At 68.2% G+C, this 14,547-nt stretch carries 14 protein-coding genes; 6 read left to right on the forward strand and 8 right to left on the reverse strand.

The window, feature by feature from the left end; translation table 11 throughout:
- Positions 1-59: 59 nt before the first annotated feature.
- A complete protein-coding gene (locus tag NR798_RS34950; RefSeq protein WP_375766879.1) occupies positions 60-1,352 on the forward strand; it encodes an AAA family ATPase in 1,293 nt (430 codons plus the stop codon).
- Here NR798_RS34950 and NR798_RS34955 read toward each other — a convergent pair.
- The 5 genes from NR798_RS34955 to NR798_RS34975 all read right to left on the reverse strand — a co-directional run bounded on the left by NR798_RS34955 (position 1,337) and on the right by NR798_RS34975 (position 5,848).
- On the reverse strand, positions 1,337-2,230 hold the full coding sequence (locus NR798_RS34955) for an alpha-ketoglutarate-dependent dioxygenase AlkB (protein WP_375766880.1): 894 nt from the start codon (positions 2,228-2,230) through the stop codon (positions 1,337-1,339). The genes NR798_RS34950 and NR798_RS34955 overlap by 16 nt on opposite strands.
- A 79-nt stretch (positions 2,231-2,309) precedes the next feature.
- Positions 2,310-4,142 (reverse strand): caspase domain-containing protein, encoded by a 1,833-nt coding sequence (locus tag NR798_RS34960; RefSeq protein ID WP_375766881.1) that lies wholly within the window; start codon positions 4,140-4,142, stop codon positions 2,310-2,312.
- Complete coding sequence (locus tag NR798_RS34965; RefSeq protein WP_375766882.1) at positions 4,139-4,840, reverse strand: hypothetical protein; 702 nt, start codon at positions 4,838-4,840, stop codon at positions 4,139-4,141. The genes NR798_RS34960 and NR798_RS34965 overlap by 4 nt, the downstream gene beginning before the upstream one ends.
- A complete protein-coding gene (locus NR798_RS34970; protein ID WP_375766883.1) occupies positions 4,837-5,355 on the reverse strand; it encodes an RNA polymerase sigma factor in 519 nt (172 codons plus the stop codon). Before NR798_RS34970 ends, NR798_RS34965 begins: the two co-directional genes overlap by 4 nt.
- 79 nt (positions 5,356-5,434) lie before the next feature.
- Positions 5,435-5,848, reverse strand: a complete 414-nt coding sequence (locus NR798_RS34975; RefSeq protein WP_375766884.1) for a YbaN family protein — start codon at positions 5,846-5,848, stop codon at positions 5,435-5,437.
- A gap of 81 nt (positions 5,849-5,929) precedes the next feature.
- Between NR798_RS34975 and NR798_RS34980 the strand changes: the two genes are divergently transcribed.
- Positions 5,930-6,691 (forward strand): MBL fold metallo-hydrolase, encoded by a 762-nt coding sequence (locus NR798_RS34980; RefSeq protein WP_375766885.1) that lies wholly within the window; start codon positions 5,930-5,932, stop codon positions 6,689-6,691.
- Positions 6,692-6,701: 10 nt separating this feature from the next.
- Positions 6,702-7,766 (forward strand): hypothetical protein, encoded by a 1,065-nt coding sequence (locus tag NR798_RS34985; protein ID WP_375766886.1) that lies wholly within the window; start codon positions 6,702-6,704, stop codon positions 7,764-7,766.
- Positions 7,767-8,424: 658 nt separating this feature from the next.
- On the opposite strand, the gene NR798_RS34990 is transcribed toward NR798_RS34985, so the two are convergent.
- The gene (locus NR798_RS34990) at positions 8,425-9,348 is read right to left on the reverse strand and encodes a DUF2381 family protein (protein WP_375766887.1); all 924 of its coding nucleotides are present in this window, start codon (positions 9,346-9,348) and stop codon (positions 8,425-8,427) included.
- A 579-nt stretch (positions 9,349-9,927) separates the two neighbouring features.
- Between NR798_RS34990 and NR798_RS34995 the strand changes: the two genes are divergently transcribed.
- Positions 9,928-10,716: a DUF2379 family protein gene (locus NR798_RS34995; RefSeq protein WP_375766888.1), complete on the forward strand. Its 789-nt coding sequence runs from the start codon at positions 9,928-9,930 to the stop codon at positions 10,714-10,716.
- Between the two features lie 130 nt (positions 10,717-10,846).
- Here NR798_RS34995 and NR798_RS35000 read toward each other — a convergent pair whose 3' ends face one another.
- Together NR798_RS35000 and NR798_RS35005 are read right to left on the reverse strand one after the other, a co-directional pair.
- Positions 10,847-11,284 (reverse strand): hypothetical protein, encoded by a 438-nt coding sequence (locus NR798_RS35000; protein WP_375766889.1) that lies wholly within the window; start codon positions 11,282-11,284, stop codon positions 10,847-10,849.
- Between the two features lie 612 nt (positions 11,285-11,896).
- Positions 11,897-12,814 carry a fatty acid desaturase gene (locus tag NR798_RS35005; protein WP_375766890.1) on the reverse strand — a complete coding sequence of 306 codons (918 nt, stop codon included), beginning with the start codon at positions 12,812-12,814 and terminating at the stop codon, positions 11,897-11,899.
- Positions 12,815-12,941: 127 nt separating this feature from the next.
- Between NR798_RS35005 and NR798_RS35010 the strand changes: the two genes are divergently transcribed.
- Positions 12,942-13,322, forward strand: a complete 381-nt coding sequence (locus NR798_RS35010) for a hypothetical protein (RefSeq protein WP_375766891.1) — start codon at positions 12,942-12,944, stop codon at positions 13,320-13,322.
- Between the two features lie 104 nt (positions 13,323-13,426).
- Positions 13,427-14,524, forward strand: coding sequence for an isopenicillin N synthase family dioxygenase (locus NR798_RS35015; protein ID WP_375766892.1), 1,098 nt, complete (start codon positions 13,427-13,429; stop codon positions 14,522-14,524).
- Positions 14,525-14,547 lie beyond the last annotated feature (23 nt).

A 14,547-nucleotide genomic window follows, 5' to 3' on the forward strand; every position in this document is an offset into this window, starting at 1 on the left:
GAAGTGGCACGGTGTGTGGTTTTTCTTTTTCTGAGAAAAGAGAGGCCTCTGGCACCGCCATGAAGCTCACGAAGCTCCACATCCATGGGTACCGGGACGTCGCGCCCGGCACCGGGCTCGTGTTCAGTCCAGGGCTCAACCTGGTGCTCGGCGAGAACGGCACCGGCAGGACGACGCTGTTGGACCTGCTCTCGCGCGTGCTCGCCGCCGACTTCTCCGGGCTCATCCGCGAGGAGTTCTCGCTGGAGTACTCGCTCGACTTCCCCGGGATGGACCTGCACATCACCGTGCGCAACACGCGGGCCACCGGCGCCGCCCGGCCCCCTTCGCGCGAGGACTCGGCGCTCCTGTTGCCGCGTCCCCTGGAGGCCGCCGCGGAGCTCGAGCCCTTCATGGAGCTGGTGCTCGAGCTGGACGCGCCCGGCCCCCGGCTGGTGATGCGCGCCGACGCCACGGGCGTGTCCTGGGAGGTGGACGGGCAGCCCGCCTATTCCCAGAACATGTACTGGTCGCTGCTGGACCGGACCGTCTGGGTGGTGCTCTTCATGACGGCCCAGCGGCTGGAGCCCGAGGTCCGCGAGCCCCTCAAGGAGCTGCTGCGCCGCACCTTCCTGCTCGCCCCGGCGCGCTTCGACGAGGCGCTCGGGACGTACCAGCAGATGGGCACCACCCAGTATGGGATGGAGATGCGGGGCGACGAGGTCTTCCCGCTGGGCCTGATGTGGCTGCCCGCGTGGATGCCCGGGCTGCTGCGCGAGCGCGTGGCGCGCGAGATGCCCCCGCCGGGCGGCTTCCTCGACATCCGCCATGACGAGGTGGAGCGGAGCTTCCTGGCGAGGTTCGTCGCCTTGAACGGGTTCACCTCGGGACTCTTCCGCGTGGAGCTGCTGGACAAGCGCAGCTACGAGGGCGGCGGGCGCCTGGAGTTCGGCCGCTTCGGCTTCCGCTTCACCCGGCGCGATGGCGCGGTGCTGACGCACGAGCACCTGGGCCACGGACAGAAGCGGCTGCTGTCCTTCCTGTACTACCTGGACGTCAACGGGGACTTCGTCATCGCCGACGAGCTGGCCAACAGCCTCCACCCCCGCCACGTCGAGGCCTGCGTGCGGGAGCTGGGCCGCCGGCAGTCCTTCCTCACCAGCCAGAACCCGCTCCTCTTCGAGCACGTGCCGCTCGGCTCCGCCAGCGAGGTGCGCGCCTCGCTCATCCACTGTGGGACGGAGCTGCGCGAGGGCCGCGAGTGGAAGGTGTACGCCAACCCGTCACCGGAAGCGGCCACGAGGCTCTTCGACGCGTACCAGCGGGGAGACACCCCGCTCGCGACGCTGCTGCGCACTCACGGGGTGTGGTGAGGCTCGTGCGCCTTGCGCTCCCGCGCGAGCTCCGCCCGGAAGAAGGCGCTGTGACTGGCGAGCGTCTCCATGTAGGGCCGCACGTCCTCGCGGGCCTCGGGTGAGAGCTGCGCGTAGGGCGTCACGTGCTCGTCCGGCACGTAGCGGAAGGTGAGGTTGATGCGCCGGGTCCTGAAGTCCGGCATCTCGGGCGCCAGCTGGTGCCCGGCGCGCGTGTCCACCCGCTGAACCCGGTGGAACGTCTGCTCCTTCCAGCGCGCCCCTCCGAAGAGCTGGAGCGAGCCATCATCGAGCCACTGCTCGAGCACCACCTCGTCGCGCTCGCCCGGGCGGCTGGAGGTGACGAACTGGATGAGCGCGCGCTCGCCGAAGGACAGCGAGGCCACCGGCCCCGGCTCGAAGTCCTTGTGCTCGCCCACCCGCGCGGTGTCCACCCAGCGCCCGTCCTCGAGGCGGCTGCCGTAGAAGTTCACCAGGCAGGTGTTGAGGTGCCAGCCGGGCGGCATGTCCGGGCCCCGGAACATGCGGCGCGCCAGTTGCTCCACCTTGTCCACCTGGCGCTGGAGCACCGCCGGGAAGGGCTCGGCCTTGACGCAGCGGTCCTTCACGCCCTTGGGCGGCCGGTAGTAGTCGAGGCAGGCGAACTGCCAGTTGCCCAGCCAGTACACCGGGCGCAACAGCCGCCGCTGCTCCTGCCCCGGCGGAGGCGGGAAGTGCTTGGAGTAGCGCTGCTCCCACAGGGGGTGGAGGGCGCCGAGCCACGCCAGAATCTCCGCGCGCTCCGCCGCCGGGAGGAAGCTCGCGTTGTAGTGGTGGCCCGGGGTGCGCTGGCGGGCCTTGTGAGCCAACGAACGGCCGTAACGGGGAGGAGGCGCCATGGGAGTCTCCCCCTACCACACCGCGGCGGCCCCGAGGATTCCCCCGGTGCGCCGGGAGCCAGCCCGGCCGGGCGGAGGCTCAGAAGGTGGCGAGCACGCCGGCAGCGAAGTGGGTCGACACGGTGCCGTCACCCATCACCGGCAGGTTCACGGAGGCGTCGCCCGTGAGGCTCCAGACCTCGTTGAGGTGGATGGACAGCAGCGGGAACGGGGACCCCTGACTGCCGCCGAGGCTCAACCCCGCGTTGACGCCCGTCTTCACATAGGAGGTGCCATCTGGGAGGAGCACGAGCATCTCCGGGAAGGCGGCCCGGGCCGAGAAGCCGACGGCCAGCGTCACCACCTCGCCCAGCGTCACGGAGTAGGCGGCTCCCACCGAGGGGATGGGCTTCACCCTGGGCTGCACCGTGGCCCCGTCGGACGTGGTGAACCCGGAGGTGAAGAAGGACTGGGAGACCCCCACCCCCGCCTCCACGCTGCTGGAGTTCGACAACCACCACCGCGTCCGCAGACCCGCCGACACACTGAAGACGGTGAACTCGAGGTTGGCCGACCCGCTCGCATAGGGCACCCACTCGGCCCGGCCCGCCTCTCCCAGGCGATAGGAGAGCGTCGGACTGGGAATCACCGCGGACAGCTTCACCGGGCGGGAGAGCGTCAGCCAGGGCAATCCCCCCACCGCCAGCTCCAGCCGGTCGGTCAGCCCCACGCGGTAGCCAGGCACCAGGAGGAGAGGACTCGTGTAGGCGACAGGCATGGGAGAGTTGCTCTCCTGCGGCGCCTGTCCATACCCCGTCGACATCGACAGGCGCACCGCGTGCGTGCCGGCCGGGAGCGTGGTGAGGGTGGCGGCCAGCGGCCGGGAGTAGCGTTTGGCGGCGAGCCCCGGCGCCCCCACCAGCTCCAGGTTCTCCTCGTGCACCGTCACCGTCTTGCCGGCCTCCACCTGGAGCTCCCGGGCGAACGTCCCCTGCGGCGTCTTGCGGCGCACCAGGTAGGGCCCCACCGGCAGGGCCATGCGCAGGGCGCGCCGGCCCTCGGGCACCTCCAGCACCACCAGCCCCGAGTGCAGCTGGATGACCTGCAAGGGGCCCGTCTCCTGCTTCACCTCGAGCGTGCTGCTGGCACTCGCCAACCGGGTGAGGGGCAGGTCCTGCCGCCCGCGCAGCCGCAAGTCGAAGCTGGGGTGTTGCACCGCCTCGCCGTGCAGCGAGGTGTCACGGATGGTGAGGCGCTGGGCATAGGCGAAGGCCTCGCCCACCGTCACCTGTCCGTCGTCCCCCTCGTCCGCCGCGCCGCGCAGGCCCGCCACCAGGTGGTGGGTGAAGAAGGAGCCCCGGAGCGCATCCGTCTCGTGCGAGGCCTCCTGCCCCGTGCTGGAGGCGAGCAGCACCGAGCCCTCGCTGGACAGTCCCAGCGGGACCTCCACCGCGAAGGGCGCCGCCGGCGTGAGCCCCTTGGCCCGCGTCCAGCTCCCGCCCTGGCAGGCGTCGAGGATGCCCACGCGCACCGCGGCCCGCCCATCCTCCAGCCGCGCCCGGAGCTCCTTCAGCTCCAGCGGCTGGCCGTTGGGGTAGAGCGCCCGCTCGTCCGAGTGGCCCGAGTAGTAGAAGAGCAGCAGTCCCTCGCGGCCCTCCTTCCCGAGCCGCTCCAGCCGGGAGTCCAGCGCCGCGAGGACGCGTGAGGGCTCCGGGTCCTCCAGCACCACGACATCCTCCCGGGAGAACTGTCCGGCCTCGATGAGCACGGAGGCGACGTTGTGCGCGTCCTGGTGGGCGTACCGCAAGGGCGTGCGTCCCGGAGCGGCGCGGTTGGCGCCCACCACCACCGCCAGGCGCTGCACGCGCGGGGAGCCGGTGTCGGGCGGGGCGGCGGTGAGGGCAACGAGCGTCAGGGCGAGGAGTGCGTTCATGGAGAAATGGACTCCGGAGACGGCTGGGAAGAGGACTTGGAGAGGGTGAGCGGGAGGACCCACAGCGCCTCGGTGCGCGTGGGCTCCTCGTGGAGCGAGGCCAGGGACTCGGCGGGGACGGGCGCGTGGCTGAGGACGACGAGGAGCCGCTCGGACCGAGCCCCGGGCTCCACCCGCCAGCTCGTGGGCAGGAGGGTCTCGCCCCGCTCGGGCACCGGGCCCTCGTGGAGCACCTGCCAGGAATCGCCCTCGGCCGCGGCCACGGTGAGCCAGCGGAAGCCCTCGGGCATCACCTTGAGGCGCAGCAGGTCTCCCTCGGCCACCAGGGACTCGCCGTCCCACAGGCGCACCGCGTCCCCGGTCTTCACGTAGAGGGCCACCGCCGGGCTGCCCTTGCTGCGCAGGCCCGCCATCGAGGCCGGGCGCGTCTCCATGTCACGAGGCACCCAGAGCACCAGCGCGAGCCCCGCCGCGAGCGCCGCGACGCCCCAGGGAGCCAGCCGCGCCAGGAGCGAGGGGGCGCGGGGCGGCTCGTGGGCGAGCGCCACGGCCCAGGACGGAACGGGCGGGGGCCGTCCCAGGGCGTCGACATGCCCGGCACAGCGGGGACAGGAGGCCAGGTGGGCCCTCACCTCCTCCGTCATGTCCCCGAGCGCGGCGCGATCCAGCGTCAGGAAGGAAGGGTGGGCGGTGCTCATCGTTCCTCCTCGCGCCAGGGCCCCAGCCGCGCCTCGAGGCGGGTGAGGATGCGGCGCACGGTGCGATCCGACAGGCTGGTGACTTCGCCAATCTCGGGCTGGGTGAGGCCGTCCAGCCGGTGCAGCAGCGCCACCTCGAGCTCCTCGGCGGGCAGGCTGGAGGCGAGCGACTGGAGGCGCTGGCGCACCTGCAGCACGGACTCGATGCTGGGCGCGGGGTGGGCGGTGGTGTCCTGGAGCGCGGCGGACATCTCCACCGGCTGGCGGCGCTGGCGGACCCGCAGCCTGTCGATGAGCAGCCGCGTGCTCACCCGGTAGAGCCAGGGCACCACCTCGCCCACGGGGCGCCGGGCCATGCCGGAGCGCCACAGGCGGATGAAGGTCTCCTGGGCCACCTCCTCCGCCTCCGCCGCGTCGCCGAGGGCCCGGGCGCACTTGTGCTGGAGCAGGGGGAAGTACTGGCGGTACGCGGCCGTGACGGTGGCCGACGCACCCTCACGTGGAGGCGCGCTCATGATGGGAAGGAGGAGGCATGAGGTGTCCTGAAGCATTCCCCTGTACAACGAAATGCCCCGGAAAAAGCGGACACGGCCCTCACGGCCCGGGCGGGCGGCTCGGACGGGAGAGCACGTACGTCGCGCCGACGAGGATGAGCGCCCCGGCCGCCACGAGCACGGGCCACTTCACCCGCGCGACGAAGGCCATGAAGCCGAAGCTGAGGGCCATGGCGGAGACGGCGCTCACCTTCACCTTCACCGGCACGGTGCCGTACCGATTCCACTCCTGGAGCCGGGGCCCGAAACGGGGGTGCGTGTACAGCCAGTGGTGGAAGCGGCGGGAGCTGCGCGAGAACGCCCACAACGCGACGAGCAGGAAGGGCGTTGTCGGCAGCAGCGGCAGGAACGCGCCGAGCACCCCGAGGCCGACACAGACGAACCCGAGTGCCATGAAGGCCCAGCGGAAGCGGGACGTCTCCGCCCCGGCCGAGCCTGGCTGCTCCTGCTGCATGGAGGGTTCCCCCGGCATCGCCGCGCCTTATCGCACTCTGAGGTACTGTTCCACCGGCTCCAAGGGCCCCTCGAGGTGATGATGAAGCGCGTGTTGAAGATCGCTGGTCTGGTCCTGCTGCTGCCCGTACTGGGAGTGGTGGCGCTGTTCGTGGCCATGTTCGCCGGCAACCCGGAGATTCCGGATGGACGGGAGCTGGAGGGCTTCGTCCGGGTGGTGAAGGACGGCTACGTCGCCCTGGACGTGCTCGACGCCGGAGACGGGTCGGTGGTGCTCATCGACGCGGGCGCGGATGCCGAGGGGAAGATCGTCCTGGCGGAGCTGAAACGGCGCGGCCTCGGACCCGACGCGGTGAAGGCCATCCTCCTCACCCATGGGCACGCGGACCACATCGCCGGGTGCCACCTCTTCCCGAAGGCCGAGGTGATGGCAATCGAAGCGGATGTGCCCATCGCCGAGGGAAAGAAGCGCAGCGACAGCCCCATCCTCCGGCACCTGCCTCCCGCCGACCGCGATGTGCGCATCACCCGCGCGCTGAAGGATGGCGAGACGCTCCAGGTGGGCAACCTGTCCGTCCGCGTCTTCTCCATCCCCGGCCACACCCAGGGCAGCGCCGCGTACCTGGTCAACGGGGTGCTCTTCCTGGGTGACAGCGCGGACGCGACGAAGGACGGCAAGCTCGTGGGCGCCAAGTGGCCCGTGACCGAGAGCACGGAGGAGAACCGCGCGTCCCTGAAGGCGCTGGCGGCGAAGCTGAAGCCCGAGGAGGTGAAGCTGCTCGTCTTCTCGCACACCGGCGTGCTGCCCGGGTACGCGCCGCTCCGCGACTTCGCGGCGAACTGAGGGGGCCCAGGTGAAGACACTCCAGCCCCTCCTGCTTGCCTCGCTGCTGCTCGGGCCCCTGGCTCACGCACAGGAGGAGCGCCCTACCCCCACGGCCAAGGCGGCACCGGCGCCCGTCGTGACCGATGCCACCCTTTCACTGCTCGAGCCCGCCAGTGACGGCTGCGAGTGGGCGCAAGTCGACCCCGTCACCTCGGCGCGCCGGGTCATCGTGAAGCTCGCAGTGGAGTGCCAGGGCGCGAGCACCGCGCTGAGCCGTGATGGCAAGCAGGGCGCGGCGCGGTTCTGGCGCGGAGGGGTCAGCCAGCCCGTGGTGGGCAAGCCCACGTTCCCCGAGAAGTTCCCCTCGCCCGCGTTCCGCGACCGCATGTTCCTCGTGGACCTGACCACGGGCGGGGCCGAGGAACTGCCGTTGCCCGGCTCGGGCGAGCTGATCGAGTTCGGCTTCGATGCCAAGGGCCGGCTGCTCGGGCTCACGATTCAGAAGCCCACCGCGGAGCAGGAGCGGGTGGGCGCGGCGGAGGTGGACGGGAACACGCTCCGGTTCGGCCTCGATGGCAGCACGAGACGCGCGCTGTTGGCGCACGCCTTCGTCTGGCGGGACGGAGCGTGGACGCGGCTGGATGCGAAGGTGAGCACCGAGTCCTCGGGAACCGGCGTCCTGCCGATCCGCAAGGAATTGGGCGAACGGTCGAGCCGCGCGTTGGATCCGCGTTTCACGCCCAAGGAGATCGAAGACGACGCGATGCTGGACCAGTTGTATGCGTTCACCCCCGAGCAGCCCGAGGGCGAGTGGGCCGCGCTGGAGCGTGGCGGTTACACGCTGGCGGTCTGGGGCACACCCTTCGGAGAGGAATTGCTGGCGACCGGCCTGTTGCGGCGGGTGGACAAGGGAAAGGCAGTCGCGCTTCCCGGCCACACCTACCGCGAGAACGACCTGGTCAGCATCCAGTCCCGAGGGCCGTTCCTGCTCGTCTCGCTCGCGGATTCCGGTGGGCATCCGCGCATGTACCGGGGGAAGAAGCTCGTCTGGAGTTCGGAGAACGCGCGAGCGGTGACCTTCTGGCCGAAGTGAGCCGAGGCGGGAAAGACCCTGCCTGATGAGGGCTCGAAGTACAGAAATTCAGGCCCCCTCTGGCGCACGAAGCTACATCCGCAACTACACGGGAGACGCACCCGAGGTGAACCGACTACCGGCGTCATTCGGGCGGGGTGCCCCAGTGCGTCGGCTCAGCGGAACGAGTTCACGATGTAGACCCCAGCACGTGAGAATTCGAGGATGGCCGTTCCGGGCGTGGACTCGGGCTTTTTCTGCATCTGACCGTGAGCGAGCCGAGCCACAGCGCAAAGTGGGAAAGGCTCGCCGTCCGGCGGGTGCGCTTCGTAGTACCGGACGACAACTTGTGGACCCCCCGTCCACACCCGCCCGTAGAGACGAGTTACCGGCGGCAGGGGTCCGAGACTGTTGGTCAACATGCTCTCCACAGGCCCGTCGTACAGAGTGATGGGGCTTGTGAGACTCTGGTTGACGTCGAGGTCTACGGTCGCACCGTCCCCCACGCGCAGGTTGAGAATCCGCATGGCTTCGAGCGCCTTTTCCGGGCACTCCTGCGGGCCTGGGCTCCCATCCGAGCGAAGGGAAACGCCCCCTGGGGTCGTACAGCCGAAGCACATGCACAACAGAACGACAGAGGCAAGAAACGGCGCGCAGGTCGGAGCCATGTGAACCGGGTTTACAGCCCAAGCAGGTGTCGATCCAGAAAAACCCAAGCTTCCCGAATCCCGCTCCCTCGGCGGAAGAGTTCTAGAACGAGCCGGTCGAGGCCATCCTTCAAGTCAAATGCGCTCGCGTCAAAGACGACTGCAATCTGCCCGCTTTCACCGCCGGGCCCCCAGGTTTCCTGGGTAGCACGCAGAGCAAACGGCCTTTGCTCCCCGCTCCGCTCGGCTACCAGTCGCGCTTCCATCAGGCTCCAAGACTCGGATGGACTGTTGTTCTTCAAGTTGATGATGACGGCGACCTTATCGGGCTTCTTACTTGTAAGGACGGTCACCAGGAGTTCAGCACCCTTGGGGTTCTTCACCAGCGAGACGTACTGCTGACGGAACGGGGTCATTTTCAACGCATCCCTTGCCAAGAGTGCTGCAAGGGCATGGTCAATCGAGGACGCCTCCTTCCGGAAACGCTCATTTTCTTCCTTGAGAATCCGTTCCCGGTATTCAGTGTATTCTAGACGACTCTGGAGTGCGCCCTTGGTCTCTTTGTCTGGGAACACGTTCACCTGATGGTCAAACTGCTCATTTCGAGCCGTCACGGTGAAGGGCAGTTCCTTCGCGTCCGCGAGCGTCACCACCAACAGGAAACCATCGCCGGACTTGAGGTCTTTGAGCGGTTCTACAAGCACCTTCTTCCCGACGCATTCCACGGGCTCGAAGCGGCCTTCCCAGCCCAGCAGTTTCGTCCGTTCCCGGTCACAAGGTTTCTCGAAACGGAGGACGGTTACCATCTCACCCGCGACGTAAACCGAGGGCACTTCCGCCTTCGGTTCGTCCGAAAGGTAGATGTTCCGAGAGACGGGCTCGCGTCCACGGGCCATGGCCGCCGACGCCAAGATGACGAGAAGAAGAGCAGACCGGGGAGGTAAGACGTTTCGCATATCGCGGGTCAACCTACCAGATAAGGGGCGCGAGCGGCCAGCCTCCCGTGCGAGGGCCCGTCGTAGCGTCTCGAAAAGAGACTATTCTAGCTTGGGCCGTATGAAACACTCGATGTCCTCTGCGTTCTTGGGTCTGGCCCTGGTCTGGGGGCTGTTCGCGTCCGGTTGCTCGGCCAGTAGGGCGCACCCCACCTGCTCAGGTGCGACGCACTGCACGTCGAAGCGCCCGACACTCCTGGCACAAGCGGCCGCGATGGACTGCCGGCCTGGCGACTCCACCATGACGTGTTGCATCAAGAAGCATCCACAGGACCCGGTAGGCGCTTGTGGGGCGACGCAATCCGAGGTTGATCAGGTGCTCAGGGCTGTGCGCGCTGGCTCCGATGCCGAGGAGGACGAGGACGACTTCTCCAACAACGCTTCCCTACCCAAGTGGAAACAGAAGTGCATTGAGAACTACAACGAGTGCGTAGAGGATGACTGGACGGGGAATTGCCACGACTGCCTGCGCTGGTGTGAGGGGCAGCACAAATGGCCTTCTGGCAAGTGCCACGGAAAAGAGTAGGTGGAGGCGCGCGCATGGCCGAAGAGATGGACTTGGATGATGTATGGGTGCTGTGTCGCGACGTTCTTGAGAACGGCGCCCCGTTGGAACTCAACGACGAGATGCGCGCCCTCCTTTCGCGGGCTGCTCAGCAGGTGGCCATCAGTCAGCAGGACGCGGAAGATGCGTTGCGTAGCCACTCCACCGCAATGACGCTGCTTCGAGAGATTCACCGCCGTATTGGGGAAGGGTCAAATCGACTCCACGAAGCCCGAGACCGGGTGAACGAGCTTCAGCAGCAAGTGGACTTCGACGGGGCACAACAAGTCGTACGCGACGTGCTCGCCGTGGAGGTTGTCCCCTTCTACCGGGAGCAGGCCGAAAGAACCCTCAAGCAGTCGGCTGGGCTGGCGGAGGTGCTCGCGACCGGGAGGCTCAATCCGAACCTGCCCGACCGACCGCAGCTCGCCGCCCTCTCCCAGCGCGTCCAGCAGGGGCACCCACTGGAACTCAACGACGACTTGCGCGACCTTCTACGCCGGACCGCCCCCACGGCTGGAGCCAGCGAGACCGAGACCGAAGAGGCCCTAAAAAGTCCGGAAGGTGCCGAGGCCCTGATGGGGATGATTCTCTCGCGCTTCCGGGAAGCCAAACGCCGACTCCTGCGCGCCATGTTCCGGATGACGAGCCTCCGGGACTCGGGTGACATCGAAGGTGCGCGCCAGCAGATGCGTGACGTGCTCGCCGTGGAGGTCGTGCCGCGATTCCGGCAGGCAGCCGAGGAACAGCTACGGGGCCTCGATAGTCCGCCCCCGGAGTCATGACTGGCTCGGGGCTGCGCGCTCGGGAGCAGGACACAAATCGTAGGGGCCCCGCTGCGCGTCGTTGAGGGCTGGGGCGTGGACCGTGTCCCGAGACAGCCTCCGAGGCTTGGCGGGCCCCTCGAGGCCACGGTTAGCCATTCGCGAATTCAGCTTGCCCGTAGTCAGTCAACTGCCACCTCTCGCGCCCTGCCCCTGTTAGGGTGATATAGCCGCGTGCGCGCAGTTCTTGGAAGGCAGCCTCTTGACCGGGCCTGGGCGTGAACCACCATGCCATGTGGTTTGGGAATCCCTTCTCGACGTAGAGTTCTTTCAACTCAGCAAGAGACTCCTCAGCTTGGCGGCTCATCGGGCTCTCTCTTAGGATTGAGCCAGCGCCCTCGTCAGTCAACAGCCACTTCTCGCGCCCTGCCCCCATTGGGGTGATATAGCCGCGTGCATGCAGTTCCTGGAAGGCGACGAAATTCTCCTGAGAACCCGGAGAGAAGTTCCAAATGTTGTGATTCGGGTATCCCGCCTTGAGATATTCTTTCATCAAGTATTCGAGGATTTCCTGTGCTTTGGGGGTCATATTTCGATCCAGTGTTGGTGTTGGTGCTCGCAGCTCGACTCAGCGCACATGCCCCCATTCACATCCCACGTCCTTCCCTTTTCGGCCATGAAAATGGATCTTCCCGCACGTCTCGGGGAGTCATTGGTCTGAAGGTGACCCCAGGAGTCGCTACAATCAACTACAATGACATGCGCGGGGGCCTGCAAGGAGCGCGAGAATTGTTGCTTAATTGTATATAGGTCTGTGCCCTCTATTGGGGCCCCCGGCACCCTGATGGCGATTTCGCTGGGGGTCGATCCCCGGCCCCCCCTGCCCGGTCTCCTTCCGAGCCCTCCGCGCTACGCAACCCACCAGCCGACCGGGTCCGGGATGCTGTCGCTGTCCGCGAGCCCTCCCGCGCCCATTCCCTGCCCCATTGAGATAGTGGGAGACTGGATGATTTCCTCTGCGCTTTCGGGGACTTCGCAGCCACCGAACGGGCGGGTGTAGCGAATTCTGTAGTTACAGGCCCCGATTTGAACGAGCAAGGTCACGTTCCTATCGACCACCAAGCCCCAAACCTTCGCCCCGCTCCAGAGCCGCTGTAGACGTCCGGGCCCGTGCTGCTACCGTAGCCGCCCCGATACACACTCAATTCCCTTCCAAAGGAAGAGCGGACATACACGGGTGCTCCGAGGGAAGCGGCCGGGCGTGATGGGCGCGCGAGTGCTCCCCCGGCTCGAGGATGTCGGTGGCCAATCCCAGCGCGCGCAGCAGCGCGAGGAATCCCCACCCCAGGTCCAGTTCCCACCAGCGGATTCCCAGCCGGGCCGAGCGCGGGAAGGTGTGGTGGTTGTTGTGCCAGCCCTCGCCCATGCTCAGCGCGCCGAGCAGCAGGCTGTTGAAGCCCTGCACCGCCGCGCCCTCGTTGTGCCAGCCGCGGTAGCCGTGCCGGTGCGCCACGTAGCCCACGAACCAGTGGCCCGTGGTGCTGACCGCCACGCGCACGAAGACACCCCACACCAGCCAGGGCAGCCCGCCCACCGCCAGGAACAGCACCGCCCAGGGCAACTGCTGCAGCATCCAGGTGCGCTGGAGGAAACCGTAGAAGGCCTCCGCCTCCACCCGCGCGTCCAGCCGGGGCTCGAAGGGCCGGGCGAACTCGAAGGAGCAGTGCAGATTCCAGAAGTAGTCGCGCCAGGCGGGCTGCCGGTGCGCGAAGTAGTCATGGCACCAGGGCTCGTTCTGCTGGAAGTCGCGCGTGTTGTGCATGCGCACCAGGCCGCGCGGCCCATCCAGGCCCACCAGCACGCCCAGGTAGGTGAGCGCGTACTCCAGCCACACCGGCACCCGGTAGGCCCGGTGGATGAGGCCCCGGTGGATGCCCACCGAGTGTCCCGCGCACAGCGTCAGCGCCGTGCTCACCGCGAAGAGCACGAAGGCCGAAGGGGTGAAGGTAGGCATCGCCCCCACCACCGCCACCAGCACCACGAGCCCGAACCAGAGCGACTTCCCCGCGTTCCACCGCACCCGCCCGTCGCCCGGGCGCACCGTGTTTCCACCAGACATGATCACCTCCACCGGGGAGTACCGGAAGAGAGGTCAGCGGTTGCGGGGGCTCGGAAATCCATTCCGGGCTCCGCTCGTGGCCTCCGCCACGGTCCGTGGCTACCTCAACGTGGAGGAAGGTGCGGACATGCGCGAGAGCATCCTGGCGGCCGCGGTCGCGGCAATGACATGGGGAGCGGCGGGCACGGCCAACGCCCAGCAGCCGATGGCGGGCAGCTATCAACTCCAGCAGCCGATGGCCGGCAGCTACCAGCTCCAGCAACCGATGGCGGGTAGCTATCAACTCCAGCAGCCGATGGCTGGCAGCTACTACCTCCAGCAGCCGCTCACGGAGAGCGACGGCCTCCAGCAGGTACCCCCGGGCGGCTTCTACCTCCTGCAGCCGCTCCCGCTGGGCTACTACGTCCGGCCGGTTCCCCCCGGCGGCTACTTCCTCCTGCCAGAGGACCCCCGTCTGGCGCCCGGAGACACCGGCCTGGAGCCCTGGACCTGGCCCCAGGAGCCCTGACCGACGGAGGCCCCGCGGCCAGGCAACGGAGCCACTCCACTGCGAGCGTATTCCGCTGGGAGGCGAGGCGCGATACACCTGGGGTCGCCATGGCAGAGACCCCGATGAACATCCCTACCGTCGACCTCACCGACCTCTCGTCGAAGGACCCCGCCCGCTTCGAGCGTGGCGCGGCGGCCATCCGCGAGGCCTTCGGCGTCTTCGGCCTCGTGTACGTGAAGAACCACGGTGTCGATGCCCAGGCGCTCGAGCGGTTCTACGACGCGTTCCGCACCTTCGTCTCCTGGCCCGCCGAGACCAAGCGGCCCTACGGCCGCGCGGACATCTGGTACCAGCGCGGCTGGACGCCTCCGAACACCGAGGTCGCCGTCGCCGGCAACGGCCAGCCGGACTTCAAGGAGTGCTACTTCGCGGCGCCCTACCCCTCCGACGAGAGCTCGGCGCTCGAGTTCCCGCAGATCTACCCCGAGAACGTGTGGCCCTCCGAGGCGCCGCCGTTCTTCCAGGACGGCCTGCTCACGCTCGGCCGCTCGCTCCACGAGGCGGGGCTCGGGCTCCTGCGCGGCGCGGCGGCGGCGCTCGGGCTGCCGGAGACGGCCTTCGCGGACCTCTGCCAGCGCGGCCCTCACGTCACGCGCGCCCTTCAGTACCTGCCGCTCACCGCCTCCCAGGTGAACACCGGCATCGTCTGGGGCGAGGAGCACACCGACTTCAACCTGCTCACGCTGCTGCCCGGTGGCCGGTTCCTCGATCCCCAGGGCCAGCCGGCCAAGAGCCCCGATGACAAGAGCGGGCTCTACCTCCGCACGCGCCCCACGTCCGAGGAGCCCAAGGGGCGCATGGTGCGCGGCACCGCGCCCGCGGGCTGCATCGTCGCGCAGGTGGGCCAGCAGTTGGAGATCCTCACGGGAGGCACGTTCCTCGCGACGCCGCACGTCATCACCGCGCCGGGCGTGCCGGGCTGGCAGCGTCAGTCGGCCGCCCACTTCATGCACGTGCACACCAACACGGTGCTCTTCCCGCTGTCGAAGTTCCGCACCCCCGATGCCGTGCGCAACTACGCGCCCCCGGTGCTCGCGGGCACGTACGACATCAAGACCCTCGTGGACATCGGCCTGGCCCCCGCGAGCGCGCTCGACCAGCTCGGCTACCGCCACTACGACCGGCTCAACCAGATGCGCGCGGGGGGCGCGAAGTCGTAGTGCGCCTCGCCACCGAGTCCTGA

It is taken from the genome of Archangium gephyra (assembly GCF_042230915.1).
Taxonomy (GTDB): domain Bacteria; phylum Myxococcota; class Myxococcia; order Myxococcales; family Myxococcaceae; genus Archangium; species Archangium gephyra_B.